This window comes from Kocuria sp. CPCC 205231 (assembly GCF_040980965.1).
Taxonomy (GTDB): domain Bacteria; phylum Actinomycetota; class Actinomycetes; order Actinomycetales; family Micrococcaceae; genus Kocuria; species Kocuria rosea.
The window spans coordinates 25,891-51,205 of sequence record NZ_JAVKPP010000018.1 but is presented as its reverse complement, the minus strand read 5'-3'; the positions used below and the strand labels follow the sequence as shown (position 1 = coordinate 51,205).

Genomic DNA, 25,315 nt, shown 5'->3' with positions numbered 1-25,315 from the left:
CGGGGCGGAGCCGGGCGGGAGGGCGCGGCTCAGTCCTCGAACGCCGAGTGGGCCACCACACCGCGGCGCACCAGCGCGATCGCGCGCTGGCACTGGGCGCGAGTGCCGGCGTCGAGCAGGTCGATCTTGGCGAGCTGGTCGAGCATGTCGATCACCTGCTTGGCCCAGCGCACGAAGTCGCCGGCGGCGAGCTCCGTGCCGGACAGGGCCGCGCTCAGGGTCGCCCCGCGCGCCCAGAGGTGCATAGCCTCCACGAGCCCGAACTCCGGCTCCGCGGTGGCCGGGAGGTGGTGCTCCTGCTCGCGGTCGGTGAGCAGGGACCAGTTGCGCACCACGGTCTGTGCGGCCCGGTCCATGGCGGCGGTCGGCAGGACCGGCTGGATCCCCTGCTCCTCGCGCTTGGCCTGGTAGACGAGCAGGGTCACGAGCCCCGCGGTGGCGGCGGGGTCGAGGTCGTCGAGGAAGCCGTCGTGCAGGCTCAGGGCGAGGAGCAGGTCCCGGTCCCCGTAGATCCGCCGCAGCTGCTCGCCGGCGCGGGTCGGCCGGACCTCCCCGTCCGGGAGGGTCTCCAGGTAGCCGAAGGAGCCCAGCACCTCGGAGACGCGGTCGAAGGTCTTGGCGATCGTGTTGGTGCGGCTCTCGATCTGGCGCAGCAGCCCGTCGGTGTCCCGGCGCAGCGTCCACCAGCGCTCGGCCCAGCGGGCGTGGCTCTCGCGGTCCGAGCAGCCGTGGCAGGGGTGGCCGCGCAGGGCCTTGCGGACCTCCGTGATGCGCCGCTCGGCGGCGCTGGTGCCGCGGTCGAACTGGATGGTGTGCCCGCGGCCGCCGCCGCGCGGGGGCCGGTGCTCGTGCAGGGCGTTGCGCACGGACGAGGCGAGGTCGCGCCGCTCCTTGGGCGTCCGGCCCGTGAACTGCTTGGGGATCCGGATCCGCGAGACCGGCTCGAGCGGCCCGTCCAGGTCCTGGGCCCCCACCCGGCGCAGCTGGTGGTCGAGGGTGAGGATGGAGGGGCGGGGGTCGTCCCGGTTGGGGTCGGTGGACAGGATCACGGCGTAGCCGGCGTTGCGCCCCCGCGGGATCTCCACGACGTCCCCGGGCAGCAGGTCGTGCAGGGACGCGACGGCGTCCGAGCGCCGCTGCCGGGAGCCGGCCTTCTCCTCGGCACGCTCCAGGTCCTTGAGCTCGCGGCGCAGGGCGGCGTACTCGGAGAAGTCCCCGAGGTGGCAGGTCATGGCCTCCTCGTAGCCCTTGAGGGACTCCTCCTGGGAGCGGACCCGGCGCGCCAGGCCCACCACGGAGCGGTCCGCCTGGAACTGGGCGAAGGAGGACTCGAGGATCTTGCGGGAGCGGTGGGCGCCGAACTGGGCCACCAGGTTCACGGACATGTTGTAGGTGGGCCGGAAGCTCGAGTTCAGCGGGTAGGTGCGCTTGGAGGCGAGACCGGCGACTGCGTGCGGGTCCATCCCGGGCTGCCACAGCACCACGGCGTGGCCCTCGACGTCGATCCCCCGGCGCCCCGCGCGCCCGGTGAGCTGGGTGTACTCCCCCGGCGTGATGTCCACCCGGGACTCGCCGTTGAACTTGTCGAGCTTCTCGAGCACCACGGAGCGGGCCGGCATGTTGATGCCCAGGGCCAGGGTCTCCGTGGCGAAGACGGCCTTGACGAGCCCCTCGGCGAACAGCTCCTCCACGAGCTCCTTGAACGCCGGCAGCATCCCCGCGTGGTGGGCGGCCACGCCGCGCAGCAGGCCGTCGCGCCACTCGTAGAAGCCGAGGACGTTGAGGTCCGCGGCCTCGAGCGAGGCGGCGGTCTCGGCCACCCGGGCGCGGATGGTCTGCTGCTCCTTCTCGCCGGTCAGCCGGATGTCCGCGGCGACGCACTGCTGCACGGCGGCGTCGCACCCGACCCGGGAGAAGATGAAGGTGATGACGGGCAGCAGGCCCTCGGCGTCGAGGCGGCGGATCAGCTGCGGGCGGGACACCCGGCGCGTCTCGGGGCTGGGCCGGAAGCCCTCGCCGCCGTTGCGGCGGGAGAACCGGTCCCGGGAGCGTCCCCCGGGCCCGCGGCCGCCCCGGCGGCCCCCGCGGGGGTGCTCGGCGCGGGCGAGCTGGAGCAGCTCGGGGTTGACGTCGGGCTCGTCGCTGCCGGGGCCCTCGAGCCGCTCGGCGGCCTCCTCCACCGTGGTGTCGTCCAGGAACAGGTCGAGCAGCCGCCCGCCCACCTGGACGTGCTGCCACAGCGGCACGGGCCGGTGCTCGGAGACCACCACGTCCGTGTCGCCGCGCACCGTGTCCAGCCAGGCCCCGAACTCCTCGGCGTTGGAGACGGTCGCGGACAGGGAGACCAGCTGGACGCTGTCCGGCAGGTGGATGATGACCTCCTCCCACACGGCGCCCCGGAAGCGGTCGGCGAGGTAGTGCACCTCGTCCATGATCACGAAGCCCAGGTTCAGCAGGGTGGGCGAGTCCGCGTACAGCATGTTGCGCAGGACCTCGGTGGTCATCACCACCACGTCCGCCTCGGAGTTCACCGAGGTGTCGCCGGTGAGCAGGCCGACCCGCTCGGCGCCGAAGGCCCGGGAGAACTCGTGGAACTTCTGGTTGCTGAGCGCCTTGATGGGCGTGGTGTAGAAGGCCTTCTGCCCGCGGGACAGGGCCAGGTGGACGGCGAACTCCCCCACTACGGTCTTGCCGGCGCCGGTCGGCGCGGCGACGAGCACCCCGCGGCCCTCCTCGAGGGCCCCGCAGGCGGTCGTCTGGAAGTCGTCCATCTCGAACTCGAGCCGGTGCTGGAACACGGCGAGCTCGGTCCTCGCGTGGGCGGCCCGCTGCTTGGCGGCCAGGTATCGGTCGGCGTAGGAGGACATGCGTCCAGCCTACTGCTCGACCCGGACGTGGCCGGGTCCACCGGGGGCCCGTTCGCGACGGGCCGAGCGGGTCAGGTGCGGAACCCGCCCTCGGGGTCGTGGCCGAGGCGGCCGAGCTCGTCGGCGGGGGTCGCGACGTCGGCCGACGCCCCCGTGCCCGCCGCGAGGCGGGCCTCCTTCCGGGCCCGCCGGCGGTCGAGGAGCAGGCACAGCCCGACGGCCACGAAGAAGAGCGTGAGCAGCGGCACGGCGAGGTAGAACATGGTCATCGGGTCGGGGCCCGGGGCGGCCATCGCGGAGACCACCATCACGAGGACCACGACGATCCGCCAGCTCTTGAGCACCGTGCGCCCGGAGAGCACGCCCAGCATGTTCAGGCCCACCAGGAACACGGGCAGCACGAAGGCGACGCCGAAGGTCAGGATCAGCTGGAGGAAGAACCGCAGGTACACGTCCGCGGAGATGAAGTTGGTCCCGCCCGCCGGGGTGAACGCGGTGAGGGCGTAGACGGCGGTGGGCAGGGTGAGCACGGCGACCGCGATGCCGCCCAGGAAGAGCGGGACGGCCGCGGCCAGGAAGCCGACCGCGTAGCGCCGTTCGGTCCGGTGCAGGGCCGGCGTCACGAACGCCCAGAGCTGGTAGAGCCACACGGGGCTGGCCAGGACCAGGCCGAGCACCAGGGAGACCTCCACCATGATGTTGAAGGACGAGCCCACCGCGGAGTAGTTGATGGAGGCCTCGCTGCCCTCCGCGGAGGCCAGCCGCTGCAGGGGCTCCGTGATGTAGGCCATGAACGGGATGTACAGGAAGAACCCGCCGACCATGCCCACCACGGTGGCGACCGCGGACTTGATCAGCCGGTTGCGCAGCTCCCGCAGGTGCTCGGCCAGGGCCATCTGCGCCTGCGGATTGGCCTTGCGCGCGGTCCGGCGCTTCTTCGGACCGCGGGGGGACTGCGAGGACATGGGGACCTTCGGGACTCGGGGCCCGCCCGGGGCGGCGGGGCCGGTCGGGCGGCCCGCTCCCCGGGCGGGGGCGCGGACCGGCCGGTGCGGCGGATCGGGGCGGCGGCGGACGCCGGGAGAGGGGACGAGGGGTCAGGCCGGAGGGCGGCCGGGGTGCTGCTCGGGGTCGCGCGGGGTGTCCGTGCCGGAGGCGGTGCCGGTGGCACCGGGGTCACGGTCGGTGCTGCCGTCCCGGCCGGGCGCCACGGCCTTGCCGTCGATGACCACGTCCGAGCCGTCCGGCTGGTCGTCCTTCTTCATCTCCTTGACCTCGGACTTGAAGATGCGCAGCGACTGGCCGAGGCTGCGGGCCATGCCCGGGAGCTTGGGCGCGCCGAACAGCAGCAGGATCACCAGCAGGATGATCAGGATCATGAAGGGGCTGTCGAAGAGCCTACCCATGGAACATTCCTTTCCGTTCAGCCCGGCGGAGGTCGCTGATCCGCTGCGGCTGGCCCATCCGGTCCTTGCGCTCGATGCGGCGTCTCAGACGGGCGGTTTCTCGTTGGTCACGGCCGACCCGGTAGTCGGCCACGGCTTGCCCCACCGGTGTGAACAGGGCCGGGTCCGGGGCGGCCCGGACAGGGCGCTGCACCCCGGCGGCCGCGTCGTCCCACCGCTGGGCGAACTCCCCGGCCACCGTCTCGGTGTCCCGGAGCAGGACGAAGAAGGTCTTCACCAGCCGCCACAGCATCAGTCCGAGGAACGCCGCGCCGAGCAGGACGAGGACCGTCCACAGCAGGACCCAGGACCACCAGAGCATGCCCTCCAGTATAGGCGGGCGGATCAGGCCGGCTCGGACGCCCCGTAGGCGCCGAGCGCAGAGTTCACCCAGAGTTCCACCTGCGCCACGACGTCGTCGGGTCCGATGACCGCGAGCTGGCCGCCGTAGCGGGTGACGAGCGCGCACACGGCCTCGGCCGTCTGGAACCCGATGAGCGCGGCCTCGTGGTCGGCCGCCGGCCCGGTGCGGGCCCCGCCGGGGACCCGGACCACGGCCGTGCGAGTGGCGTGGTACTGGTCGGCGATCCACCGGCTGCGCCGGTCGGTGACGAGCACGACCTCCACGGTGTCCGGGGTGCCGGGGGCGGGCGGGGACGCGGCGGCGGCCTCCTGGGCGGCGGGGCGCTCCCCCGCCGGCCCGGCGTCCTCGACGGCGGAGATCCGGTCCAGCCGGAAGTTGCGCATCCCCTCGGAGCCGAGGCACCAGGCGCGCACGTACCAGTGGGTGTTGGAGGAGAACACCTGGACCGGGTCCACGACCCGCTCGGTGAGCTCGTCGCGGGACGGGACCACGTAGCCGATCCGGATCCGGCGGCGCTGCTCCACGGCGCGGCGCACCGCGGACATGACGTCGGCGAGGGCGGGCGCGGGCGTGTCCGTGATGGGGCGGGCGCCCACCGCGTTGGCGAGCACCCCGGCGTCCCCCGCGGCGCCGGCGACCTTCGCGATCGTGGACGCGACCGCCTCGGAGTCCCCGCCGGGCACGGTGCGCAGCGTCTGCAGGCCCACGAGCAGCGCGGAGGCCTCCGGCTGCGTGAGCCGCACGGGGTCGGAGAGCTCGTCCGCGTTGGACAGGTAGACGTGGCCGTCGTCCCAGGACGCGTCGATGAGCTGGTCCGGCATGTGCCCGGGCTTGCCGCACACGAACAGGGTGTTGAGGTCCGCGATCAGCTCCTGGTCGGTGATCCCGAACCGGCGGGCGGTCTCCTCGAGCTCCGCGCCCTGGTGGGCGTAGACCCAGCGGACGATCTCGAGCAGCCGCGAGAGGTGGTCCGCGGTGGAGAGCTTGTTGCGCGTGCCCTTGCGGGACTTGTTGTTCCAGTCGACCTGCACGCCGCGGAACCGTGCCACGGCGGACTCGGCGCTCCGCAGCCGGCGCACCACCGCGGCGCGCACCTCGGCCTGCATGGTGGGGGCGGTGCCGTCCCCGTCGCGGGGCACGACGACGCCGGGGCCCGCCGCGGCGATCTCCTCGGCGAGGATCTCGGTCTCCGCGAAGGGGATGTGCAGCCGGTCCCACCGGTCCACGCCGTCCCCGGCGCCGACGCCGGGCTCCTGCCGGGCGGCCATCCGGCGCAGCATGTGCGCGTGGCCGGGCCGGGCCAGCACCTCCACGGTGCGCGCGGGGGCGTGGGAGACCATCTGGGACAGGGACTCGTTCATGGAGAAGCCCTCGGGCGGGTCGAACTCCTTGCGGGTGACCGTGACGTCGGACATGATCCGCGACAGCCGGAACGTGCGGGAGTCCTTGCGGTCCAGGTCCCAGCCGACCACGTACCAGTTGCCGTAGCGGGAGCCGATGCCCCACGGCCGCAGCCGCCGGGTGGTGAGCTGGTCGGTGCTGCGGGCGAGGTAGTCGAAGCGGACCTCGCGGTGTCGCACCACGGCCGAGAGCAGCGGCTCGAAGGACGGCTCGTGGGCGGTGAGGGTGGGCTGCAGCAGCGGCGGGGCGTCGTCCTCCGGCAGACCGCCGATGGCGGGCTCGAGCTTGCGCAGGGCCCGGCGGGCGAGCTCCCCGAGGGAGGCGTCCGTCCAGGCGTTGGCCGCCAGGGCGAGCACCGCGGACTCCTCCGCCGTGAACTGCAGCGGCGGCAGCGTGAAGGACCCGCGCGGGATCCGGTAGCGGTGGCCGTGCGTGTCGTCCGGGAACAGGGGGTCCTCGGAGACCTCCTCGATGGGGTAGCCGAGGTCGCGCAGCTCCGCCTTGTCGCGCTCGAACATGCGCTCGAACGCCTCGTCGGACGCGGACTCCGCGTACGACGGAACGGCCTCCCGGAGCTCGGCGCGGGTGTACCCGCGTTCGCGGGAGACCAGGGCGATGAGCAGGTTGAGGAGCCGCTCCGTCGATCGGGCTGCCATCCGGTGGGTCCTCAGCGCACGTCCAGGAGGTCCACCACGAAGATCAGGGCCTCGTCCGGGCCGATGACCCCGCCGGCGCCCCTGGAGCCGTAGGCCTGGTCCGCAGGGATCTCCAGCCGGCGGCGGCCGCCGACCTTCATGCCCAGCAGGCCCTTGTCCCAGCCCTCGATGACCTGGCCGATGCCCACGGTGAAGTCGAGGGGCTGGCCGCGGTTCCAGGAGGCGTCGAACTCCTCGCCGGCGGAGAACGTCACGCCCACGTAGTGGCAGGAGATCTGCTTGCCGGGGGTCGCCTCGGCGCCGGTGCCCTCCACGAGGTCGGTGCTGACGAGCTCGGTCGGGGCCTCCCCCTCGGGGAAGTCGATCTCGGGCTTGCTGCGGTCGAGCTTGCGCTCTCCGAAGGACATGGGTGCTCCTGTTCGTCGGGTCGTCGACGGGTGGTCGTCGGGATCGGAGGGGCCTCGAGGGCCCACCGGGCCACCTTAGCCGACCGGGGGCTACTCCTCGGTCGCGGAGGGGGACGGCGAGGCGGAGGCCTCGTCCTCGGCCGGGGCCTCGGGGGTGTCCACGGCCGCCAGGATGTCGACGACGAAGAGCAGGCTGCCGGCCGGGTAGTCGGAGTCCTCGCCCAGGTCCTTCTCCGTGCCGTAGGCCTGGCCGACGGGCACGGAGAGGATCACGCGGGAGCCCTCCTTCTTGCCCTCGAGGCCCTCCTGCCAGCCCTCGATGACGTTGTCGAGCGGGAAGGACGCGGGGGCGCCGTTCTCGTAGGAGGAGTCGAAGGTCTCGCCGTCGGACCACTTGACGCCCACGTAGTTCGCGATGACGGTGTCGCCCTCGGCGACCTCCTCGCCGTCGCCCTCGATGAGGTACTCGGAGACGAGCTTCTTCGGGGCCCTGCCCTCCGGCTTCGCCACGGCCGGCACGCCCTCGTCGTTCTCGGTGATCTCCGGCAGGCCCCGGGGGCTGTCCTGCATGTCCCCCTCGATCTCGGTGGGGATCTTCCGGACGACCTCGTAGACCTCCACGGAGGTCGACTCGTCGCCGGCGGCCCCGGAGGTCTCCGGGGAGGAGTAGGCGATGATCGCGCCCTCCTTGGCGCCCACGAGCGCGTCGTACATCTCCGGGATCGACTCCTGGAGGCCCTGCTCGAGCTGGAGCACCTGGCCGGCGCCGCGGGAGTAGGTCTCGCCGATGGACGTGCCGTCGGAGCCCTTGAAGAGCGCCGCCTGCAGGAGGATGGTGTCGCCCTCGGCGAGCTCCTCCCCGTCGCCCTCGCGCAGCTCCTTCGCCCCGGCCTCCTCGGCGTTGAGCGGGGTCTCGAACGTGACGGACGGGGCCGTGCCCGCGTCCGGCTCGTTGCTGAGCTCCACGGAGTCGACGCCGGGCCCGGAGCAGCCCGTGAGGACGAGCGCCAGGGACAGGGCGGCGCCGGAGGTGGTCAGGGTCTTTCGCACGGGTGTCTTCCTCAGGGGTCGGCCCGGGTGGGGGCGGTGGGGTCGGACGGCTCGGGCCGGGACGGCGGCCAGCCTAGTGCAGGGCGCTGGGCGTTGACTGGACGGGGCGCCCCCGCGGCGCGGCTCAGACCACGGGGGCGTCCCCGTGGGCCCGCCCCGCGGTGTCGCGCTCGCCGAGGGCGGCGATCAGGGCGTCGGCCTCCGGGTGCGCCACGGCGAACGGGTCCTTGCACAGCACCGTGCGCCGGCCGCGGTCGTTGACCTTCAGGTGCACCCAGTCGACGGTGTACTCGTGCCCGGACGCGAGCACCGCCTCGATGAACCGGCCGCGCACGGCGGCCCGCGTGGCGGGCGGGGTGCGGGCGGCCTCCTGGACCCGCTCGTCGGGGACGAAGGTCGCGGCCCGTCCCCGGCGCTGCAGGAGGTTGAAGAGCCCCCGCTCCGGGGCGGTGTCGTGGTAGGCGAGGTCCAGCTGCGCCATCCGGGGCGCGGCGAGGTCCAGGCCGTCGCGGGCGGCGTAGCCGTCGAGGAGCTTCTTCTTGATCGCCCAGTCGATCTCGGTGTCGATCGCCGAGGTATCCTGGCGGGCCACGGCGTCCAGGGCCCGCTCCCACAGGTCGAGCACCCACGGCACGCGGTCGTGGTGGGCCCCCTCGCGGTCCACGAACCGGCGCACGGACTCCAGGTGCTCGTGCTGCAGGTCCAGGGCGGAGCGGCGGGTGCCGTCGGCGAGCAGGACCGGGCGGGTGCCGGTGAGGTCGTGGGAGACCTCCCGCAGGGACCGGACGGGGTCCGCCATGGTGCGGTCGGGCAGGATCTGCCCGGCCTCGATCATCCGCAGCACGAGGTCGGTGGTCCCGATCCGCAGCGCCGTGGTGGTCTGGGACATCGTCGAGTCGCCCACGATGACGTGCAGCCGGCGGTAGTGCTCGGCGTCGGCGTGCGGCTCGTCCCGGGTGTTGATGAGGGGCCGGGAGCGCGTCGTGGCCGAGGAGGAGCCCTCCCAGATGTGGTCGGCGCGCTGGGAGAACGAGTAGCTGGGCGTCCCGGCGTCGTCGCCCATCCGGACGGCGCCGAAGTCCTCGGGCCCGGCGGGGTGCACCCTGCCGGCGCCGACGAGCAGCTGGCGGGTGACGAGGAACGGGATGAGGATCTGCACGAGCCGGGCGAACTCGGTGCGCCGGGCGATCAGGTAGTTCTCGTGCGAGCCGTAGGAGTTGCCGCGCGAGTCCACGTTGTTCTTGAACAGGTACAGCTGCCCGCCCACCCCCTGTTCCGCCAGGGCGTCCTGGGCCTGCCGCCGGAGGTCGTCGACGATCAGCTCGCCGGCCTTGTCCTGGGCGACGAGGTCCTCGAGCGTGGCGCACTCCGCGGTGGCGTACTCGGGGTGGGAGCCCACGTCCAGGTAGAGGCGCCCGCCGTTGGGCAGGAACACGTTCGAGGACCGGCCCCAGGCCACCACGGGGCGGAAGAGGGTGCGCGCGGCCTCCTCCGGGCTGAGCGGACGGGCGCCCGGGGCGCTGTGGGTGAGGCCGAACTCGGTCTCGACCCCGTAGATCCTGCGGTCCATGGGGGCTACTGGCCGCCCTTCTGGACGAAGCCCTTCACGAACTCCTCGGCGTTGGACTCGAGCACGCCGTCGATCTCGGCGAGCAGGTCGTCGGCGCTGGTCGCGGTGGTCTGGGACTGGGCGGTGGGTGCTGTGGGGGCGGGGGCTCCGGGCTCGGGGAGCTCGGACTCCTCGCGGCGCTGGGCGCCGGTGCCGAAGATGCGTTCCTGGGCCATGACGGGGTTCCTCCTGGGGATGGTGGTCGGGGTGCTCAGCCGAGGGAGCCGGTGTGCACGAGGGCGGGTCGGGCGGTGGCGAGGGCGCGGACGAGGTGCTCGGTGTCGGGTGCCGCGCTCAGCAGGGGGTCGACGTCCTCGCGGGTCAGCTCGAGCGGCTCGGGCATCGCGATCCGCGCGCCGCGGCGGACGCCGGGCAGGGTGAGCGAGACCGAGTCCCAGTTGGCCGTGAGGACGTCGTCGGGGAAGCGGGTCATCAGCCGGCCGCGGAACCACGCCCGGGTGTCGGCGGGGGGCAGGCCGGCGGCGCGCTCCACCTCCTCGGCGGTGAAGAGGGTGCGCATCCGGCCGGCCGCGACCAGCCGGTGGTGCAGGCCCTTCTCCGGGCGCACGTCCGCGTACTGCAGGTCGATCAGCGTCAGGCGCGGGTCGTCCCAGGCCAGGCCGTCGCGCTCGCGGTAGCCCAGCAGCAGGGCGTGCTTGGCGACCCAGTCCAGGCGGTCCGCGAGGGACAGGGGGTCCGTCTCGAGGGCGTCGAGGACCTCCGCCCACAGCTCGAGCACCTCGCGGGTGTCCGGGTCGGGGCCACCGGTCGCGTGCTCGTGCGCCCGGGCGGCCTCGAGGTAGAGCCGCTGCAGCTGGACGCCCGTGAGCCGCCGGCCGTCCCGGAGCAGGACGGTGGTGGTCAGCCCCGGGTCGTGGCTGATCGCCTGCAGGGCGGCCACCGGGTCGGCGAGGGCGATGTCCGGGGCGGCACCGGCCTCGATCAGGCCGAGGACCAGGGAGGTGGTGCCGAACTTCAGCAGGTTCGACGTGTGGGAGAGGTTGGCGTCGCCGATGATGACGTGCAGGCGCCGGTGGCGGGTGCGCTCGGCGTGGGGCTCGTCGCGGGTGTTGACGATGGGCCGGTGGACGGTGGTCTCGAGGCCGACCTCGCGCTCGAAGAAGTCGGCGCGCTGGCTGATCTGGAAGCCCGGGCGCCCGCCGCGGTCCCCGATGCCGACGCGACCCGCGCCGCACACCACCTGGCGGGAGGCGAAGAAGGGCAGCAGCCCGGCGGCGAGGGCGGCGAAGGGCACGGCGCGGGGCACGAGGTAGTTCTCGTGGGCGCCGTAGGAGACGGACTTGTTGTCGGTGTTGTTCTTGTAGAGGTTCACGACGTCGAGGCCGGTCGTGGCGGCGCTCGCGGCGATCGCCCGGACCGCGTCGAGGGCCACCCGGTCCCCGGCGGCGTCCCAGAGGACGGCGTCGCGGGGGGTGGTGACCTCCGGGGAGGAGTACTCGGGGTGCGAGTGGTCCACGTAGAGGCGGGCGCCGTTGGGCAGGACGGTGTTCATCACGACCTGCCGCCAGTCCAGGGACTCGGCGTGGGACCCGATCTCCCGGAGGGCCTCGGCGGCGACCTCCTCGGCCGTGAGCACGGGCGCGACGTCGGTGAGCTGCGAGGGGTCGGCCTGGTCGCGGGGGACGGTGAAGCCGCGGGCGTCCTCGAGGGGGGTCTCGCCGTGGTAGTCCCACCCGGCGGCGGTCCGGGACGCGCCGAGGCGGCGCCGCACGAGGGCGGCGTAGGTGGTGACCACCTGACTGGAGAGCACGGTGGCGTTGGCGTGCGGGTTGCCGGTGGCGAGCACGCCGAACTCGGTCTCGGCGCCCATGACGCGGCGGACGCTCACGCGGGCCCCTCCCCCGGGACCGGCCCGGCCGGCGTCGGTCCGGTCGGCGCCGGGGCGTGGCGCCCGCCGGGGCCGGCCGGGTGCGGGTCGCGGTGCAGGACCACGCGCAGGTCGGTGATGGTGTCGCCGCGGCGGCCCGAGATGCGGGCCCAGTCCTCCGGGTTGGAGGTGTTGGGCAGGTCCTGCTGCTCGTGGAACTCCTCGTCCACCGCGCGGACCAGGTGGTCGCGGCCCAGGCCGCGGACCCCGGTGGTGAGCAGGTCCTTGATGGCCTGCTTCTTGGCCCGGTCCACCACGTTGCGGATGACCGCCCCGGAGGTGAAGTCGCTGAAGTAGAGGGTCTCCTCGGTGCCGTCCCGGTAGCTCAGGTGCAGGAACCGGGTGCCGGGGCTCTTCTCGTACATCCGGGCCACGGCGGCGTCCACGAGGGCGGCGACGGCCCCGGCGCGGGAGCCGGCGGCGTCGACCTCGTCCTGGCGCAGCGGCAGGTCCTCGGTGACGTAGAGCCGCAGGATCTCGGCGGCGCCCTCGGCGTCCGGGCGGTCGATGCGGATCTTCACGTCGAGCCGGCCCGGGCGCAGCACGGCGGGGTCGATCATGTCCTCGCGGTTCGTGGCGCCGATGACGATGACGTTGTCCAGGCGCTCCACGCCGTCGATCTCGGTGAGCAGCTGCGGGACGATGGTGGTCTCCACGTCCGAGGACAGCCCGGAGCCGCGGGTGCGGAACAGGGAGTCCATCTCGTCGAAGAACACGACCACGGGGATGCCGCGGGCCGCCTGCTCGCGGGCGCGCAGGAAGATGGAGCGGATCTGGCGCTCGGTCTCCCCCACGTACTTGTCCAGCAGCTCGGGGCCCTTGATGTTGAGGAAGTAGCCCAGGGCCTTCCCGCGCCCGGCGCGGTCCGCGGCGCGCTCGGCGAGGGAGCGGGCCACGGCCTTCGCGATGAGCGTCTTGCCGTTGCCCGGGGGCCCGTAGAGCAGGATGCCCTTGGGCGGGGTGAGCCCGTGCTCGCGGTAGAGCTCGGGGTGCACGAAGGGCAGCTCGACGGCGTCGCGGATCTGCTCGATCTGGGGGCCGAGGCCGCCGATGTCGTCGTAAGAGACGGCGGGGACCTCCTCGAGGACGAGCTGCTCGACGTCGGAGCGCTCGATGGGCTCGAGGGCGAAGCCGGTGCGGTGGTCGATGGAGACCGCGTCGCCGATCTCCGGGCGGCTCCGGCGCAGGAGCCCGGAGAGCAGCAGGACGCGCTCCTCGTCGGAGCGTCCCACGGTGAGGACGCGGTCGTGGTCGACGATCTCCTTGACGGTGGCGATCTCGCCGGTCTGCTCGTACTCGAGGACGGCGCCGACGGTGTAGTTCTGGTCGAGGAGTACCTGGCGGCCCGGTTCGCAGGCGGCGAAGCTCACGAGCGGGCTGAGGGCCACGCGCATGCGGCGCCCGGCCACGAGGACGTCGAGGGTGCGGTCGGTGACGGCGGGACCGCTGCCCGTCTGCTCGCCGACCGGGGTGCGCCCGGGGTTGACCTGCAGCACGGTGCCCTGGCTCAGGGGCGGGACCAGGTCGTTCTCGAGGGCGCGCTTGAGCTGGGCGATCTCGGTGCGGGTCGCGTCGAGGAGCCGGACGAGCTTCTGGTTCTGGGTGCCGGCGGCGGCGAGCTGCTTGTCGAGGGCGCGCTTCTGGTCGCGCAGGATGTTGACCTGCCGCTGGGCGTTCGTCAGGGCCCGGCGGGTCTGCTCGGCGTCCGCCGGCCCGGTGCCGGCCGGTCCGGTGGTCTGCTGCGGGGAGGTCTCGTTCACGGGCGCTCCTCGTGGGGCTGCTCGGGCGCGGCGTCGGGTGCGGGGTCCGCCGGAGCGGCCGCCGGTGTCGTGGCCCGGGCGGGGGCGTCGGCCGGCGGGGTCGCGCCGGCGGCGCGCTCGGCCAGGCCCAGGGCGTCGCGGCCGGCGCGGCGCAGCTTCTTGTCGGTGACGTCCCGCTCGCCGAGGGCCACGGGGGTCCAGGCCTGCAGGTCCTCCTCGCTGTACTCGGACTTGGAGGCCCGCCGCTTGGGCGCCAGCCGCTCGGAGCCGTCGGCCAGCCGGCGGGCGGAGAGCAGGAAGCCGGTGTGGGCGACCATGCGGTGGTCCGGGCGCACGGCCAGGCCCTCGACGTGCCAGCCGCGGACCATGGTCTCGGAGGCGTCGGGCTCGGTGAAGCGGCCGTCGGCGCGCATCGCCTCGGCGGTGCGGGAGAGCTGGGTGACGGTCGCGACGTAGCACATGACGACCCCGCCGGGGGTCAGGGCCGTGGCCACGGCGTCGAGGCACTCCCACGGGGCGAGCATGTCGAGGACCACGCGATCCACGGAGCCGGGCGCCTCGTGCTCGCCGAGCTCCTCGGCGAGGTCCCCGATGCTGATCTGCCACGCGGGGTGCGGGCCGCCGAACATGGTCTCCACGTTGCCGCGGGCGATGTCGGCGAACTCCGCCCGCCGTTCGAAGGAGTGCAGCCGGCCCTCGTCCCCCACCGCGCGCAGCAGGGAGATGGACAGCGCGCCGGAGCCGACACCGGCCTCGACCACCCGGGCGCCCGGGAAGATGTCGGCCATCGTGACGATCTGGCCGGCGTCCTTGGGGTAGACCACCGCGGCGCCGCGCGGCATGGACAGCACGAAGTCCTTGAGCAGCGGGCGCAGGGCCTGGTACCGGAACCCGGCGGAGTTCTCGACCACGGTGCCCTCCGGGCGGCCGATGAGCTCGCCGTGGCTGAGCACGCCGCGGTGGGAGTGGAACTCGCCGTCGTCCGCGAGCGTGACCGTGTTCATCCGGCCGCGCTCGTCGGTCAGCTGCACGCGCTCCCCTGCCCGGAAGGGCCCGCGCCGGTTGGCGGCGCCCCGCGGGGACGCGGGGGCGGGGGCGGCGGTGTGGTCAGCGGTTCCGGTCATCGGCTCACTCTCGGGGCAGGGCGTGGTCTGGTCTGGTCGTGCGGGGGCCGGCGGAGGCTCCGCAGGCCCGGGGGTCCTCCCCCATTGTGTCACCGCGGCGCGGGGGGCCGGGGCGGGGCCCGGCGTCAGCCGGCGAGCAGGCGCTCGAGGGCGGCGGTGCGCAGCACGCCCACGAGGGCGCCGTCGGGTCCCGTCACCACGTAGTGGGGGTACTCCCGGGCGGCGACGGCCCGCAGCAGGGACTCCTCGCGCAGCCCGGCGTCGAGCACGGCGTCGGCGGGCAGGTGCTGGAGCACGGACGTCAGCGGGGTGTCGGCCCGCCGGGCCGGGGGCACGGCGTCGGCCGCGGCCGGCAGGAGCAGACCGACGACCTGCCGGTCCGGGGAGACGGCCAGCACGTGCGGGACCGGGCCGCCCGGGGCGGCGGCGCGGGCGAGGTGGTCGGTGACCAGCCGGTCGGTGTGGGCCAGGGAGGCGCCCTCCGGCACCGCCACGGCGGGCTCGGCCAGCGCGGCGGCGCTGACGCCGTGCACGCGGGACAGGACCGCCGCCCCGCGCAGGGACGCCCCGGCGCCCTGCCACATGAAGCCGGCGATGAGGACGACGAGCACGAGGGCGACGGGCTGGTTCCACAGGCCCGTGACCCCGGCCCCGACGACGAGGCCCACGGCGAGCAGCCGGCCCGTCCAGGCGGCCACCACCGTGCCGTGGTGCTCCCGGCCGGTGACCGCCCAGACCAGGGCCTCCACCACCCTGCCGCCGTCCAGGGGCAGGCCCGGCAGCACGTTGAAGACGCCGACGATGAGGTTCGCCCACGTGGTGAGGTCGAGCAGCACCCAGCCGAGCGTGGGCGACGGCTCCCCGGTGCGCAGCAGCGTCCAGCCGGCCAGGCCGAGCGCGAGGTTCACGGCCGGTCCGGCCAGCGAGACCGCGGCGGAGGCCAGCGGGGTGCTGCGCACGTCCCCGAAGTGGGTGTGGCCGCCGAGCAGGCTGAGCACGATCCGGCCGGTGGGCCAGCCGAAGGCCCGGCCCGTCCAGGCGTGGGCCAGTTCGTGCAGCAGCACGGACAGGGCCAGGGTCAGGGCGAAGCCCAGGGACGCGGCGTAGTTGAGCGCGCCGAGCCGCGGGTAGGCGGTCATCAGCACGGGGGTGTAGAGGAGCACGGTGACCGCGGCGATCACGAACCACGACCAGGAGAGCGTGATGGGCACCCCGCCGATCCGGCCCAGGGGGATGCCCTCGCTGCGGGGGCGGCTCACGCGCGGGCCCCGGCCACGATGCGGCCGAGGTCCTCGGGGCCCACGCCGGCGAGGCTCGGCAGCACGAGGTCGGCGCCGGCGTCGTCGAGCGGGACCATGTTGGGCACGCCCACGGTGAAGATCCCCGCGGCGGTCGCGGAGCGGATGCCCGTGCGGGAGTCCTCGACGGCCACCATGCCGGCGCGCGCCAGCGGCCGGCCGGCGCGCTCGGCGAGACCGGCGGCGCCGATCCGGTAGGGGTCGGGGGCCGGCTTCGCCGGGTGGCCGAGGTCGCCGGTGACGACGACGTCGAAGACGCCCGGGCCGCCGAAGGCGTCGAGGACGACCTCGGCCAGTGGCGCTTCGCTGCTGGTGACCAGGGCCAGGGGCACGCCGCGCTCGCGCAGGGCGGCGACCAGCTCCGGCGCCCCCTCCTTGTAGACGACCCGCTCCCGGGTGCGGGCCGCGACCCGGCCGATGAGCCGGTCCACGATCTCCCGAACACCTAAGCGCACCCCCTGGCGCTGGAACACGGCGGCGGCGTCCTCCAGCCCGGTGCCGACCATGGCCAGGGCGTCGGCCTCGGTCCAGGTGCCCCCGTGGGAGCGGACCAGCTCGATCTCGGCCTCGATCCAGTACGGCTCGGTGTCCACCAGGGTCCCGTCCATGTCGAACAGCACGGCGGTGGGCAGGAGGTCGTCGGGGGACGCGGACGGGAGGCTGGACATGGCCTCCATCGTAGTGGCCGCAACACGGGGCCCCTCGTGCCGGGGCCTCTTGCCGTCGATGTCCCGGCGCGTAGTGTGGGTTCCGTGAGCAACAACTTCGACGAGACGTTCCCCCGCCCCCAGGCGGGGCCGTTCGGCGTGGTCCGCGAGGACGGTGACCAGGAGCGCGTGACCGTGCTGGTGGCCGCGTTCGAGGGGTGGAACGACGCCGGGGACGCCGCCACGGACGCCGTGCAGTTCCTGGCCACCCACTACGGGGCGAAGGACGTCTTCGAGGTGACCTCGGACGACTACTACGACTACCAGTTCTCCCGGCCCCTCGTGCGCCGCGGGGCGACCGGCGACGTGAAGATCGTCTGGCCCACGACCCGGCTCTCCACCGCCACCGTGCCCGGCACGAACCTCGACCTCGTGCTGCTGCACGGCTGGGAGCCCTCCTACCGGTGGCGCTCCTTCACCGCGGAGCTGCTCGAGCAGGCGACCCTGCTCGACGTCGACTTCGTGGTGATGGTCGGGGCGCTGCTCGCGGACGTGCCGCACACCCGGCCCATCCCGGTGACCAAGACCTCGGACACCGCTGAGCTCCAGGACGAGCTGGGCATCGACTCCTCCCAGTACGAGGGTCCCACCGGGATCGTGGGGCTGCTCTCCCACATGGCCTCCCTGGGCGGGTTCCCCACGGTCAGCCTGTGGGCGGCGGTGCCCCACTACGTGGCGCAGTCCCCCTCCCCGAAGGCCGAGCTGGCCCTGCTGCGGGAGCTCGAGGAGCTGCTCAGCATCACCCTGCCCCTGGACGCCATCGCCGAGGACGCCGAGGCGTGGGAGCGCGGGGTCAACGAGCTGGCCTCCGACGACCCCGAGATCGCCGCCTACGTCCAGCAGCTCGAGGAGGCCAAGGACACCACGGACCTGCCCGAGGCCACCGGGGACGCGATCGCCAAGGAGTTCGAGCGCTACCTGCGCCGCCGCCGCGACGAGAAGTGAGCGGCGCCGGCGCCCGGTGACGGGGACCGGACGACGGAGGGGCGGCACCCGGTCCCGGGTGCCGCCCCTCCGTCGTTCCTGCGCCGTGTCGTTCCTGCGCCGTCCGGCGGGACCGGGCCCGCCGGCGGGCTCAGAGCTCGATGCCGAGCCGGGCGTCCACCAGGTCCCGGACCAGCCGGGCGTCCGCCCCGCAGGACCCCGGGGTCCCGGTGGTCAGGGCGTCGGCGGCCCACGCGTCCAGCGCCGCCAGCGCCGCGGGGGCGTCCAGGTCGTCGGACAGGGCGGTGCGCACGGCCTCCAGCAGCGGGGCCGCGCTGCCCTCCGGGGCCACGGCCAGGGCGCGGCGCCACGCGTCCACGCGGGCGACGGCGCCGGCCAGCACGAGGTCGGTCCAGAACCAGTCGTCGGTGTAGCGGTGGGCGAGGATCGCGGTGCGGATCACGGCGGGATCGACCCCCTGGGCCCGCAGCGCGGAGACGAGCACCAGATTGCCCTTGGACTTGGACATCTTCTCCCCGTCGAGGCCGACCATCCCGGTGTGCAGGAAGTGCCGGGCCATGGGCCTGCCGGTCAGCGCCCAGCAGTGGCCGGCGCCCATCTCGTGGTGCGGGAAGACGAGGTCCGAGCCGCCGCCCTGGACGGTGAACGGGGCGGGCAGGTGCTCCAGGGCGATGAGCGAGCACTCGATGTGCCAGCCGGGCCGACCCGGGCCCAGCGACGCGCCGTCCCAGGCGGGCTCCCCGGGGCGCTCCGCGCGCCACAGCAGCGGGTCCAGCCGGTGCCGCTTGCCCGGGCGCTCGGGGTCCCCGCCGCGCTCGGCGAACAGCGGCAGCATCTGCTCGGGGGTCAGGTGGGAGACGTCGCCGAGCACCCACGCGTCGTCGTCGTCGGTGGGCAGCGCGCCCGCGGCCTCGACGTCGAAGTAGACGTCACCGTCCGGCTCGCCGTCCCGGCCCGCCACCCGGTAGGCGAGGTCGCGGGCCACGAGGCGCTCGACGGCCGGCACGATCCAGCCGACGGCCTCGGTCGCGCCCACGTAGTGCTGGGGCGGGAGGACGTTGAGCGCGCTCATGTCGGTGCGGAACAGCTCGGTCTGCTCGGCGGCCAGGTCACGCCAGTCCACGCCGGTGGCCGCGGCCCGCTCGAGCAGCGGGTCGTCCACGTCGGTGACGTTCTGCACGTAGTCCACCGGGGTCCCCGCGTCCAGCCAGGCGCGGTGCAGCAGGTCGAAGGCCACGTACGTGGCGGCGTGCCCCATGTGGGTGGCGTCGTACGGGGTGATCCCGCACACGTAGAGGCTCGCCCGCTCCTGCCGGGGCAGCTCCACCCGCCGCCGCAGCCGGGTGTCCTGCACGACGGGCAGGGCCGCCTCGCCAGGGAGGTCGGGAACGGGTCGGGCGGACCAGGCTTTCATGCTCACCTCGGGTGGTTCGGGGATCGGACGACGGCCGCGGGGCCTCACCCAACCTACCGGACCGGCCGCCGCCCCCGATCCGGAGGTGACGCAGGGCTCAGGCGCTGATCACCCCGAGGCCCAGGAGCACGAAGATGGCCAGGCCCAGGGCGATGCGGTACCACACGAAGATCGTGTAGCTGCGGTTGGAGATGTAGTGCATGAACCAGCCGATGATCACGTACGCCACCACGAACGCGATGCCCGTGGCCACGAGGGTCTCGGTCATGCCGTAGGGCCCCGCCTGCGGCTGTCCCACGGACTGCGCCAGCTTGTACAGTCCCGAGGCGAACACCGCGGGGATGGCCAGCAGGAACGCGTAGCGGGCCGCGGCCTCGCGCGTGTAGCCCATCAGCAGTCCCGCCGTGATCGTGCCGCCGGACCGCGAGACCCCCGGGATCAGGGCCAGCGCCTGCGCCAGCCCGAAGAGCACGCCGTGCTTGACGGTGAGGTCGTCCAGGTGCCGGGCCTGCCGGCCCACCCGGTCCGCGACCGCAAGGATCACACCGAAGACCACCAGCATCGTGGCCGTGATCCACAGGGAGCGGAACTCCGTGTCGATGTAGTCCTCCAGCAGCAGCCCGAGCACGCCGATGGGCAGGGAGCCCAGGATGATCAGCCACCCCATCCGGGCGTCGGGGTCCGAGCGCTCCACGCGGCCCACCAGGGACAGGGTCCACTGCTTGAGGATCCGGACGATGTCCCGCCAGAAGTAGATGATCACGGCGGTCTCGGTGCCCAGCTGCGTGATGGCCGTGAACGCGGCGCCGGGGTCGGCGCTGTTGGGCAGCAGCTCGCCCACGATGCGCAGGTGCGCCGAGGAGGACACGGGGAGGAACTCGGTCAGGCCCTGGACGAGGCCGAGAATGATGGTTTCGATCCAATTCACCCGGCCACCCTACGGCACGCTCCGCGCCGGGGACGGCGGGACAGGCCCGGACGCGGCAGGAACGGCCCGCCGTGCGGGCCGTTCCTGCGGGTGCGGTGCGGGGGACGGGGCTCAGCGGGCGGAGCGCGCCCCGTCGGCGTCGTCGAGGTCCTCGTAGTCCTCCTCGTCGACGAGGTCCTCGTCGAGCATCTCGTTGTCCTCCAGGAGCTCCTCGTCGTCCTCCGAGTCGTCCTCGTCCTCGTCGTCGGAGTCGTCGTCCGAGTCGTCCTCCTCCGCGAAGACGGTCAGCGGGGTGACCTCGTCGTAGGCGTCGTAGAGCGCCTCCTCGTAGGCGTCGAAGGCGTCGGCGATGGCGATGTAGGCGCCGTCGACGGCCGGGTCGTCGTCGCTGCGCCGGTTGGACGCGGCGACGAGGTGTTCTTCGAAGGCGCTCACGAGGGCCTGCAACGCGGCACGAGGGTCATTGCTCATGGAGTAGACGTTAGCGCTATTCCGTGCAGAATGGGGACCGATGAGAGAACAAGTCCGGACCAGCTCGGCCACCCTCACGAGGGACGCCGACCAGCGCTACGAGTACCTCCTGCTGACCGTGGCGCCGCACGAACCGCTCGGCGACGCGCGGGCCCGGATCAGCGAGCACGCCGAGTACGGCAAGTGGGAGCTGACCCGTTCCGTGCTGCTCTACGGCGGGACCCGCAAGTACTGGCTGCGCCGCCGGGTGATGCGCGTGGAGCGCACCGTCTGAGCCCGGGACCCGTCCCCGCCGGCGGGGCTCAGCCCCCGATCGGGCCCAGCAGAGCCTTGGCCACGGCCGCGTGCACGGACTCGTCGTCGGACGGGTGGTAGATCCCGGCGAGCACGTCCCGGTACAGCCGTTCCAGCTCCCCGCCCCGGGAGTACTGGGCCCCTCCCGAGCTGCGCATCGCGAGGTCGACGACCCCGCGGGCCGCCTCGGTGGCCCGGTGCTTGACCCCGGAGAACAGCAGGAACCAGCGGGGGCCGTGGTCCGGGGCGCCGGCGGTGCCGAGGGCGTCCACGTCCGCGGTCAGCCGGAGCAGCTGCAGCTCCACCCCGTCCCGCAGCAGGGCGGCCTCGGCGATCCGTCGGCGGACGTCGGGGCGCTCGGCGCGGGGCGCTCCCCCGCCGCGGGACCGCCGGGTGCCGGCGATCTCCACGGCCAGCTCCACCGCACGGTCCGCGATCCCGGTGTAGACGGCGGCCAGCAGCAGCTCGAAGCAGCCGAAGACGCCCCACACCACGGGGTCCGGGTTCGGGCCCACCGGGGTGCGGGTGAGCACCTGCTCCGCGGGCATCGGCACCGAGCGCAGCACCGTGGTCCGGGACTGTGAGGCCCGCATGCCCATGGTGTCCCAGTCGTCGAGGACCTCGATGCCCTCCGCCGCCCGGTCCAGGAGGCCGAAGACCAGCGGCGTGCCCTCCTCGGCGTCGTCGCGGGCGTGGACGATCAGCCGGGTCCACACGGGGGACAGCGAGGTGAAGATCTTCGTGCCCGTGATCCGGTAGCCGTCCGCCACGGCCACCGCGGTGGTGTCGGAGTCGAAGAGCACGGAGTCGTTGCCCGCCTCGGAGATGCCGAAGGCGAAGATCTCCCCGGCCGCGGCCAGCTCGAAGATCCGCTCGGCCCGGGCGTCCCCGCGCAGGCGCAGGGTGTGCGCCACGCCCACCAGGACGTGGTGCATGTTGATGCCCAGCGCCGTGGCGGGGGCGGCCGCGGCGAGCCGCCGCTGCGCGGCGACCGCCTGCTGCAGCGTGAACCCGAGGCCGCCCCGGTCCCGCGGCACCAGCATCAGCGGATAGCCGATCCGCACCAGGTCCGCGAAGTCCTCGTCGAAGAACCGGTTCTCCCGGTCGTAGCCGGCGGCGCGCTCGCGGAACGTCGCCAGCAGGTCGTCCGGGAGCAGGGTCTCGGGCACCAGGTCGCCGGCCGCCCGGTCCTCGGGGGCCTCGGCTCCCGCAGGTGCGGGTGCGGGTGCGGGTCGTGCGGTCGCGGGCTGCGGTCCGGTGGCGGGGTGCATCTCGCTCCTGTCGGCGGTCGTCGGGGTCGTGGGTGCTCCGGCGGTCGGGCGGACCGGGGTGGGAGGGGCCGGTGGCCGGTCAGTACCGGGTCAGCAGCCGGTGCAGCACGCGGGAGCCGAACTCCAGGGAGTCCGTGGGCACGCGCTCGTCCACGCCGTGGAACATGGACGGGAAGTCGAGCTCGTCGGGCAGGCGCAGCGGCACGAACCCGTAGCCGGTGATGCCGAGCGGGTCCAGGGACTTGTTGTCCGTCCCGCCGGAGAGCATGTACGGCAGCACGACCGCCTCGGGGTCCTCGGCGTGCAGCGCGTCGACCATGGCGTCGACCACGGTGCCGGAGAACGGCACCTCGAGGGCGATGTCGTCCGACTCGAACTCGAAGGACACCCCGTCCCCGGCGAGCTCCGCGAGCTTCGCCAGCACGATCTCGCGCTGGCCCGGCAGATAGCGCACGTCCAGCCCCGCCTGGGCGGAGCCGGGGATGACGTTGACCTTGTAGCCCGCCTCGAGCATCGTCGGGTTCGCGGTGGTCTGCAGTGTCGCGCCCACGAACCGTGCCACGGAGCCGAGCTCGGCGAGCAGCCGCTGGGGGTTCTGGGGGTCGAACTCCACGCCCGTCAGCTCGGTGACCGAGTCCAGGAACGCCCGGGTGGTCTTGGTGAGCTCCACGGGCCACTGGTGCTCGCCGATGTTGGCCAGCGCCCTCGAGAGCCGGGTGACCGGGTTGTCGTCGTTGATCTGGGAGCCGTGCCCGGCCGTGCCCTGCGCGTTGAGACGCAACCACATGAGGCCCTTCTCCGCCGTCTGCAGCAGGTAGGCCCGCCGGCCGCCGATGGTGGCCGAGTACCCGCCGACCTCGCTGATGGCGTCGGTGACGCCGTCGAAGAGACCGCGGTGGTGCTCCGCGATCCAGTGCGAGCCGTACACCATGCCGGCCTCCTCGTCGGCGAAGAAGCCGAAGACGATGTCCCGCCGCGGCCGGTCCCCGGTGCGCACCATGTGGCGCAGGACCGAGATCATCATGGCGTCCATGTCCTTCATGTCCACGGCACCGCGGCCCCAGATCATGCCGTCCCGGATCTCGCCCCCGAACGGGTCCACGGACCAGTCCGCGGCGATCGCGGGCACCACGTCCAGGTGGCCGTGCACCAGCAGGGCGTCGGCGGAGGGGTCGGTGCCCTCGATCCGGGCGAAGACGTTGGCGCGGCCGGGCGCCGACTCCAGGACGGTCGTGGCGAGACCGACCTCCTCGATCAGCCCGGCCACGTACTCGGCGGCCCGCCGCTCCCCCTTGGCGTCGCCGCTGCCGTAGTTGGAGGTGTCGATGCGGATGAGGTTGCGGCAGATCTCGACGGTCTCGCCCTCGGGCGACGACGCCGCGGCCGCCGCGGCGGGAACGGTCTGAGGATCGGTCATGGCGGTCCTTCCTGGGGTTCCTGGTGGGCGGGTGGGGTTCAGCGGACGGCGGTGTCGCGGCCGGGGTAGCTCAGCAGCACGAGGCGTCCGGACTCCTCGACCACGACGACCTCCTCAGTCTCCCCGGGAGCGTCCTCGGGGGCGACCTCCAGCCGGTACCCCTCGGCGGTCTCGACGGCCTCGCCCTGGACGGCGAGCGTCTCGTAGCGGGAGGTGTCCGGGTGCCACCGCTCGAGGTGGACCCCGCAGTACTGGGAGCTGCCCTCCGTGACCCGGTGCACGAAGTCGTGGGACAGCAGCTCGCAGGCGCCGTCCCAGTCGCGCTCGGCCATCGCGTCGACGAACGCCCGGGTGGTGCCCTCGGGCGTCCCGAGGTCGGGGCCGCACCCGGTCAGGCCGACGGCGGCGGCGAGGACGAGGCACAGCCGCAACGGGGCCCGGACGCCGGTGGCGCGGGTGGCGTGGACGGTCATCGGGCTCCTTCTCCGGGCGTGCGCTCCCAGCCTATCGTCACCGGCACCGGTGCGTTCGCCGCGCGGACGGGGTGTGAACCGCTCACCATAACCACGGGAATTCCGGCCGTCCGGTTCATTCCGTGATGTCGTCGTTATTCTCCTGTGATAGACGAAACAATTTCACACACTTCCTATTTGCAATGGGAATTCCCTAGCCTTTCCCTGGGCGCCTTCCCCAGCCCAATCTGTCTCGTCGTCCGGCCGGACGACGATAGCCCCCCGCCGCACGGAACCCCCCAGTTCCTCCGTGCGTGCAGACAGACCAGGAAGCAGAAGCACCCATGGCGAAACATCGCTGCGCCCCCGCGCGCCGTCACGGCCGCATGGCCGCTCTGGCCCTCTCCGCCGGCATCGGCGTCACCACGCTCGCCGGCACCTCGCTGCTGGCCGGTCCGGCGGCCCACGCCGCCGCGCAGGACATCGTCGCGGTGGACGCCGCCACGCGTCAGGCCGACGCCCAGCTGATCCTCGACGAGATCAACCGCTACCGCGAGTCCCTCGGCGTGAAGCCGCTCAAGTACTCCGCCACGCTGTCCCAGGTGGTGCAGAAGGAGTCCGACCGGCAGATCGTCGAGGAGAAGTTCTCGCACAGCACCACCTTCCTCACCGATCCGCGCACCGGGCCCTGGACCAGCGCCAACGAGGTGATCGCCCTGGAGCACCACCGGGACGTGCGCGCCCTGGTGGCGTGGTGGAAGTCCTCGGCCGCCCACGACAAGGCGATCAAGGACCCGCGCCACGAGGTGATCGGCATCGGCCTCACCTACGCGGACGGCCGGCTCGAGAACTCCGGGCAGCCCTGGCAGGTGCTCTCCACCGTCAACCTCTACGGGTACGCCAACGGCGGCGCGCCCGCGGACGCCTCTACGCGCGTGAACGGGGCCCCGGCCTACACCTACGAGACGTCGACGCCCGTCCAGCCCCCGGCAGGCTACGGCGTGGCCGGCGCCATCGGCGCGAAGTACCACGCCCTGGGCGGCGCCGCGGTCGTCGGTCAGCCCGTGACGGCGGAGCGCGGCGGGCTGCGCGCCGGAGGCGTCTACCAGGAGTTCTCCCTGAACGGGCGCAAGTCCACCCTGTACTGGAGCCCGGCCACGGGCGCCCACCGGGTGGAGAACGCCACGGTCATCGGCCAGAAGTTCGTGGCCGGGGGGCGGGAGAACGGCTACGGCTTCCCGACCACGGAGGAGCGCCGGCTGGCCGACGGGTCCTCCTACCAGGTCTTCTCCCGGGACGGGGCGCTCACCAAGGTGCTGTGGACCCGGGCCCACGGCGCGCGTGCGGTGCACGAGACCGGCGCCATCGGCCGCGCCTGGAAGGCCGCCGGCTTCGAGCGGGGCTACGGCTACCCGGTCACCGACGAGATCCGCACCGGGGCCACCGTCTACCAGCGCTTCTCGAACGGGTACAGGGTGAACTGGTCCCCGGCCACCGGTCAGGTGTGGGTCACCGGCTGGTGACCCGGGTGCCCCGGGGCGCGCCCC

General features: G+C 73.6%; 23 protein-coding genes. 3 read left to right on the top strand and 20 right to left on the bottom strand.

Annotation, left to right across the window (positions count from 1 at the left end; all coding sequences use genetic code 11):
• Positions 1 to 29: 29 nt before the first annotated feature.
• The 14 genes from RF640_RS16385 to RF640_RS16320 form a co-directional block, all read right to left on the bottom strand.
• Entirely contained in the window at positions 30 to 2,867 is a 2,838-nt protein-coding gene (locus tag RF640_RS16385) for an RNA helicase (protein ID WP_109222710.1), read from the bottom strand.
• Positions 2,868 to 2,938: 71 nt separating this feature from the next.
• Positions 2,939 to 3,763: a twin-arginine translocase subunit TatC gene (tatC, locus tag RF640_RS16380; RefSeq protein WP_043738970.1), complete on the bottom strand. Its 825-nt coding sequence runs from the start codon at positions 3,761 to 3,763 to the stop codon at positions 2,939 to 2,941.
• Between the two features lie 201 nt (positions 3,764 to 3,964).
• Entirely contained in the window at positions 3,965 to 4,273 is a 309-nt protein-coding gene (gene tatA / locus RF640_RS16375; RefSeq protein ID WP_017833516.1) for a Sec-independent protein translocase subunit TatA, read from the bottom strand.
• The gene (locus RF640_RS16370; protein WP_017833515.1) at positions 4,266 to 4,634 is read right to left on the bottom strand and encodes a hypothetical protein; all 369 of its coding nucleotides are present in this window, start codon (positions 4,632 to 4,634) and stop codon (positions 4,266 to 4,268) included. Before RF640_RS16370 ends, tatA begins: the two co-directional genes overlap by 8 nt.
• Positions 4,635 to 4,657: 23 nt before the next feature.
• A complete protein-coding gene (locus tag RF640_RS16365) occupies positions 4,658 to 6,733 on the bottom strand; it encodes a YafY family protein (protein ID WP_017833514.1) in 2,076 nt (691 codons plus the stop codon).
• 11 nt (positions 6,734 to 6,744) lie between these two features.
• Complete coding sequence (locus tag RF640_RS16360; RefSeq protein ID WP_017833513.1) at positions 6,745 to 7,140, bottom strand: FKBP-type peptidyl-prolyl cis-trans isomerase; 396 nt, start codon at positions 7,138 to 7,140, stop codon at positions 6,745 to 6,747.
• Between the two features lie 90 nt (positions 7,141 to 7,230).
• On the bottom strand, positions 7,231 to 8,190 hold the full coding sequence (locus RF640_RS16355) for an FKBP-type peptidyl-prolyl cis-trans isomerase (protein WP_109222711.1): 960 nt from the start codon (positions 8,188 to 8,190) through the stop codon (positions 7,231 to 7,233).
• Between the two features lie 124 nt (positions 8,191 to 8,314).
• Positions 8,315 to 9,760, bottom strand: a complete 1,446-nt coding sequence (pafA, locus tag RF640_RS16350) for a Pup--protein ligase (RefSeq protein ID WP_109222712.1) — start codon at positions 9,758 to 9,760, stop codon at positions 8,315 to 8,317.
• A 5-nt stretch (positions 9,761 to 9,765) separates the two neighbouring features.
• The gene (locus RF640_RS16345) at positions 9,766 to 9,975 is read right to left on the bottom strand and encodes a ubiquitin-like protein Pup (protein WP_109222713.1); all 210 of its coding nucleotides are present in this window, start codon (positions 9,973 to 9,975) and stop codon (positions 9,766 to 9,768) included.
• Positions 9,976 to 10,010: 35 nt separating this feature from the next.
• Complete coding sequence (dop, locus tag RF640_RS16340; protein WP_109222714.1) at positions 10,011 to 11,648, bottom strand: depupylase/deamidase Dop; 1,638 nt, start codon at positions 11,646 to 11,648, stop codon at positions 10,011 to 10,013.
• Complete coding sequence (arc, locus tag RF640_RS16335; RefSeq protein ID WP_249033823.1) at positions 11,645 to 13,369, bottom strand: proteasome ATPase; 1,725 nt, start codon at positions 13,367 to 13,369, stop codon at positions 11,645 to 11,647. Before arc ends, dop begins: the two co-directional genes overlap by 4 nt.
• Positions 13,370 to 13,443: 74 nt before the next feature.
• On the bottom strand, positions 13,444 to 14,571 hold the full coding sequence (locus tag RF640_RS16330; protein WP_017833507.1) for a tRNA (adenine-N1)-methyltransferase: 1,128 nt from the start codon (positions 14,569 to 14,571) through the stop codon (positions 13,444 to 13,446).
• Positions 14,572 to 14,696: 125 nt separating this feature from the next.
• Positions 14,697 to 15,830: a site-2 protease family protein gene (locus RF640_RS16325; RefSeq protein WP_017833506.1), complete on the bottom strand. Its 1,134-nt coding sequence runs from the start codon at positions 15,828 to 15,830 to the stop codon at positions 14,697 to 14,699.
• Positions 15,827 to 16,537 (bottom strand): HAD family phosphatase, encoded by a 711-nt coding sequence (locus tag RF640_RS16320; protein ID WP_017833505.1) that lies wholly within the window; start codon positions 16,535 to 16,537, stop codon positions 15,827 to 15,829. Before RF640_RS16320 ends, RF640_RS16325 begins: the two co-directional genes overlap by 4 nt.
• A gap of 138 nt (positions 16,538 to 16,675) precedes the next feature.
• On the opposite strand from RF640_RS16320, the gene RF640_RS16315 reads away from it, so the two are divergent.
• Positions 16,676 to 17,521 (top strand): PAC2 family protein, encoded by an 846-nt coding sequence (locus RF640_RS16315; protein ID WP_229586465.1) that lies wholly within the window; start codon positions 16,676 to 16,678, stop codon positions 17,519 to 17,521.
• A gap of 130 nt (positions 17,522 to 17,651) precedes the next feature.
• On the opposite strand, the gene mshC is transcribed toward RF640_RS16315, so the two are convergent.
• The 3 genes from mshC to RF640_RS16300 form a co-directional block, all read right to left on the bottom strand.
• Positions 17,652 to 18,935: a cysteine--1-D-myo-inosityl 2-amino-2-deoxy-alpha-D-glucopyranoside ligase gene (gene mshC, locus RF640_RS16310; protein ID WP_109222717.1), complete on the bottom strand. Its 1,284-nt coding sequence runs from the start codon at positions 18,933 to 18,935 to the stop codon at positions 17,652 to 17,654.
• A gap of 97 nt (positions 18,936 to 19,032) precedes the next feature.
• Positions 19,033 to 19,863: an undecaprenyl-diphosphate phosphatase gene (locus tag RF640_RS16305; protein WP_017833502.1), complete on the bottom strand. Its 831-nt coding sequence runs from the start codon at positions 19,861 to 19,863 to the stop codon at positions 19,033 to 19,035.
• Positions 19,864 to 19,974: 111 nt separating this feature from the next.
• The gene (locus tag RF640_RS16300; RefSeq protein ID WP_158279224.1) at positions 19,975 to 20,334 is read right to left on the bottom strand and encodes a primosomal protein; all 360 of its coding nucleotides are present in this window, start codon (positions 20,332 to 20,334) and stop codon (positions 19,975 to 19,977) included.
• Between the two features lie 40 nt (positions 20,335 to 20,374).
• On the opposite strand from RF640_RS16300, the gene RF640_RS16295 reads away from it, so the two are divergent.
• A complete protein-coding gene (locus tag RF640_RS16295) occupies positions 20,375 to 20,608 on the top strand; it encodes a DUF5703 family protein (RefSeq protein WP_017833500.1) in 234 nt (77 codons plus the stop codon).
• A 28-nt stretch (positions 20,609 to 20,636) separates the two neighbouring features.
• Here RF640_RS16295 and RF640_RS16290 read toward each other — a convergent pair whose 3' ends face one another.
• The 3 genes from RF640_RS16290 to RF640_RS16280 all read right to left on the bottom strand — a co-directional run bounded on the left by RF640_RS16290 (position 20,637) and on the right by RF640_RS16280 (position 23,789).
• Positions 20,637 to 21,899: an acyl-CoA dehydrogenase family protein gene (locus RF640_RS16290; protein ID WP_368828401.1), complete on the bottom strand. Its 1,263-nt coding sequence runs from the start codon at positions 21,897 to 21,899 to the stop codon at positions 20,637 to 20,639.
• Positions 21,900 to 21,978: 79 nt separating this feature from the next.
• Complete coding sequence (locus tag RF640_RS16285; protein ID WP_017833811.1) at positions 21,979 to 23,316, bottom strand: M20/M25/M40 family metallo-hydrolase; 1,338 nt, start codon at positions 23,314 to 23,316, stop codon at positions 21,979 to 21,981.
• A 38-nt stretch (positions 23,317 to 23,354) separates the two neighbouring features.
• Positions 23,355 to 23,789, bottom strand: a complete 435-nt coding sequence (locus tag RF640_RS16280) for a hypothetical protein (RefSeq protein WP_035923921.1) — start codon at positions 23,787 to 23,789, stop codon at positions 23,355 to 23,357.
• A 323-nt stretch (positions 23,790 to 24,112) separates the two neighbouring features.
• Here RF640_RS16280 and RF640_RS16275 point away from each other — a divergent pair, with 323 nt between their 5' ends.
• Positions 24,113 to 25,291, top strand: a complete 1,179-nt coding sequence (locus RF640_RS16275) for a CAP domain-containing protein (protein WP_031283166.1) — start codon at positions 24,113 to 24,115, stop codon at positions 25,289 to 25,291.
• Positions 25,292 to 25,315: the final 24 nt, after the last annotated feature.

Bases quoted from the DNA above. Each gene is read 5' to 3' on its own strand.
- RF640_RS16290 (WP_368828401.1), bottom strand. From the start codon at position 21,899: ATGCACCCCGCCACCGGACCGCAGCCCGCGACCGCACGACCCGCACCC.
- mshC (WP_109222717.1), bottom strand. From the start codon at position 18,935: ATGAAAGCCTGGTCCGCCCGACCCGTTCCCGACCTCCCTGGCGAGGCG.
- RF640_RS16295 (WP_017833500.1), top strand. From the start codon at position 20,375: ATGAGAGAACAAGTCCGGACCAGCTCGGCCACCCTCACGAGGGACGCC.
- RF640_RS16330 (WP_017833507.1), bottom strand. From the start codon at position 14,571: ATGACCGGAACCGCTGACCACACCGCCGCCCCCGCCCCCGCGTCCCCG.
- RF640_RS16360 (WP_017833513.1), bottom strand. From the start codon at position 7,140: ATGTCCTTCGGAGAGCGCAAGCTCGACCGCAGCAAGCCCGAGATCGAC.
- tatA (WP_017833516.1), bottom strand. From the start codon at position 4,273: ATGGGTAGGCTCTTCGACAGCCCCTTCATGATCCTGATCATCCTGCTG.
- RF640_RS16320 (WP_017833505.1), bottom strand. From the start codon at position 16,537: ATGTCCAGCCTCCCGTCCGCGTCCCCCGACGACCTCCTGCCCACCGCC.
- tatC (WP_043738970.1), bottom strand. From the start codon at position 3,763: ATGGCCCTGGCCGAGCACCTGCGGGAGCTGCGCAACCGGCTGATCAAG.
- RF640_RS16345 (WP_109222713.1), bottom strand. From the start codon at position 9,975: ATGGCCCAGGAACGCATCTTCGGCACCGGCGCCCAGCGCCGCGAGGAG.
- pafA (WP_109222712.1), bottom strand. From the start codon at position 9,760: ATGGACCGCAGGATCTACGGGGTCGAGACCGAGTTCGGCCTCACCCAC.
- RF640_RS16285 (WP_017833811.1), bottom strand. From the start codon at position 23,316: ATGACCGATCCTCAGACCGTTCCCGCCGCGGCGGCCGCGGCGTCGTCG.
- RF640_RS16300 (WP_158279224.1), bottom strand. From the start codon at position 20,334: ATGAGCAATGACCCTCGTGCCGCGTTGCAGGCCCTCGTGAGCGCCTTC.
- RF640_RS16385 (WP_109222710.1), bottom strand. From the start codon at position 2,867: ATGTCCTCCTACGCCGACCGATACCTGGCCGCCAAGCAGCGGGCCGCC.
- RF640_RS16275 (WP_031283166.1), top strand. From the start codon at position 24,113: ATGGCGAAACATCGCTGCGCCCCCGCGCGCCGTCACGGCCGCATGGCC.
- RF640_RS16365 (WP_017833514.1), bottom strand. From the start codon at position 6,733: ATGGCAGCCCGATCGACGGAGCGGCTCCTCAACCTGCTCATCGCCCTG.
- RF640_RS16280 (WP_035923921.1), bottom strand. From the start codon at position 23,789: ATGACCGTCCACGCCACCCGCGCCACCGGCGTCCGGGCCCCGTTGCGG.
- RF640_RS16370 (WP_017833515.1), bottom strand. From the start codon at position 4,634: ATGCTCTGGTGGTCCTGGGTCCTGCTGTGGACGGTCCTCGTCCTGCTC.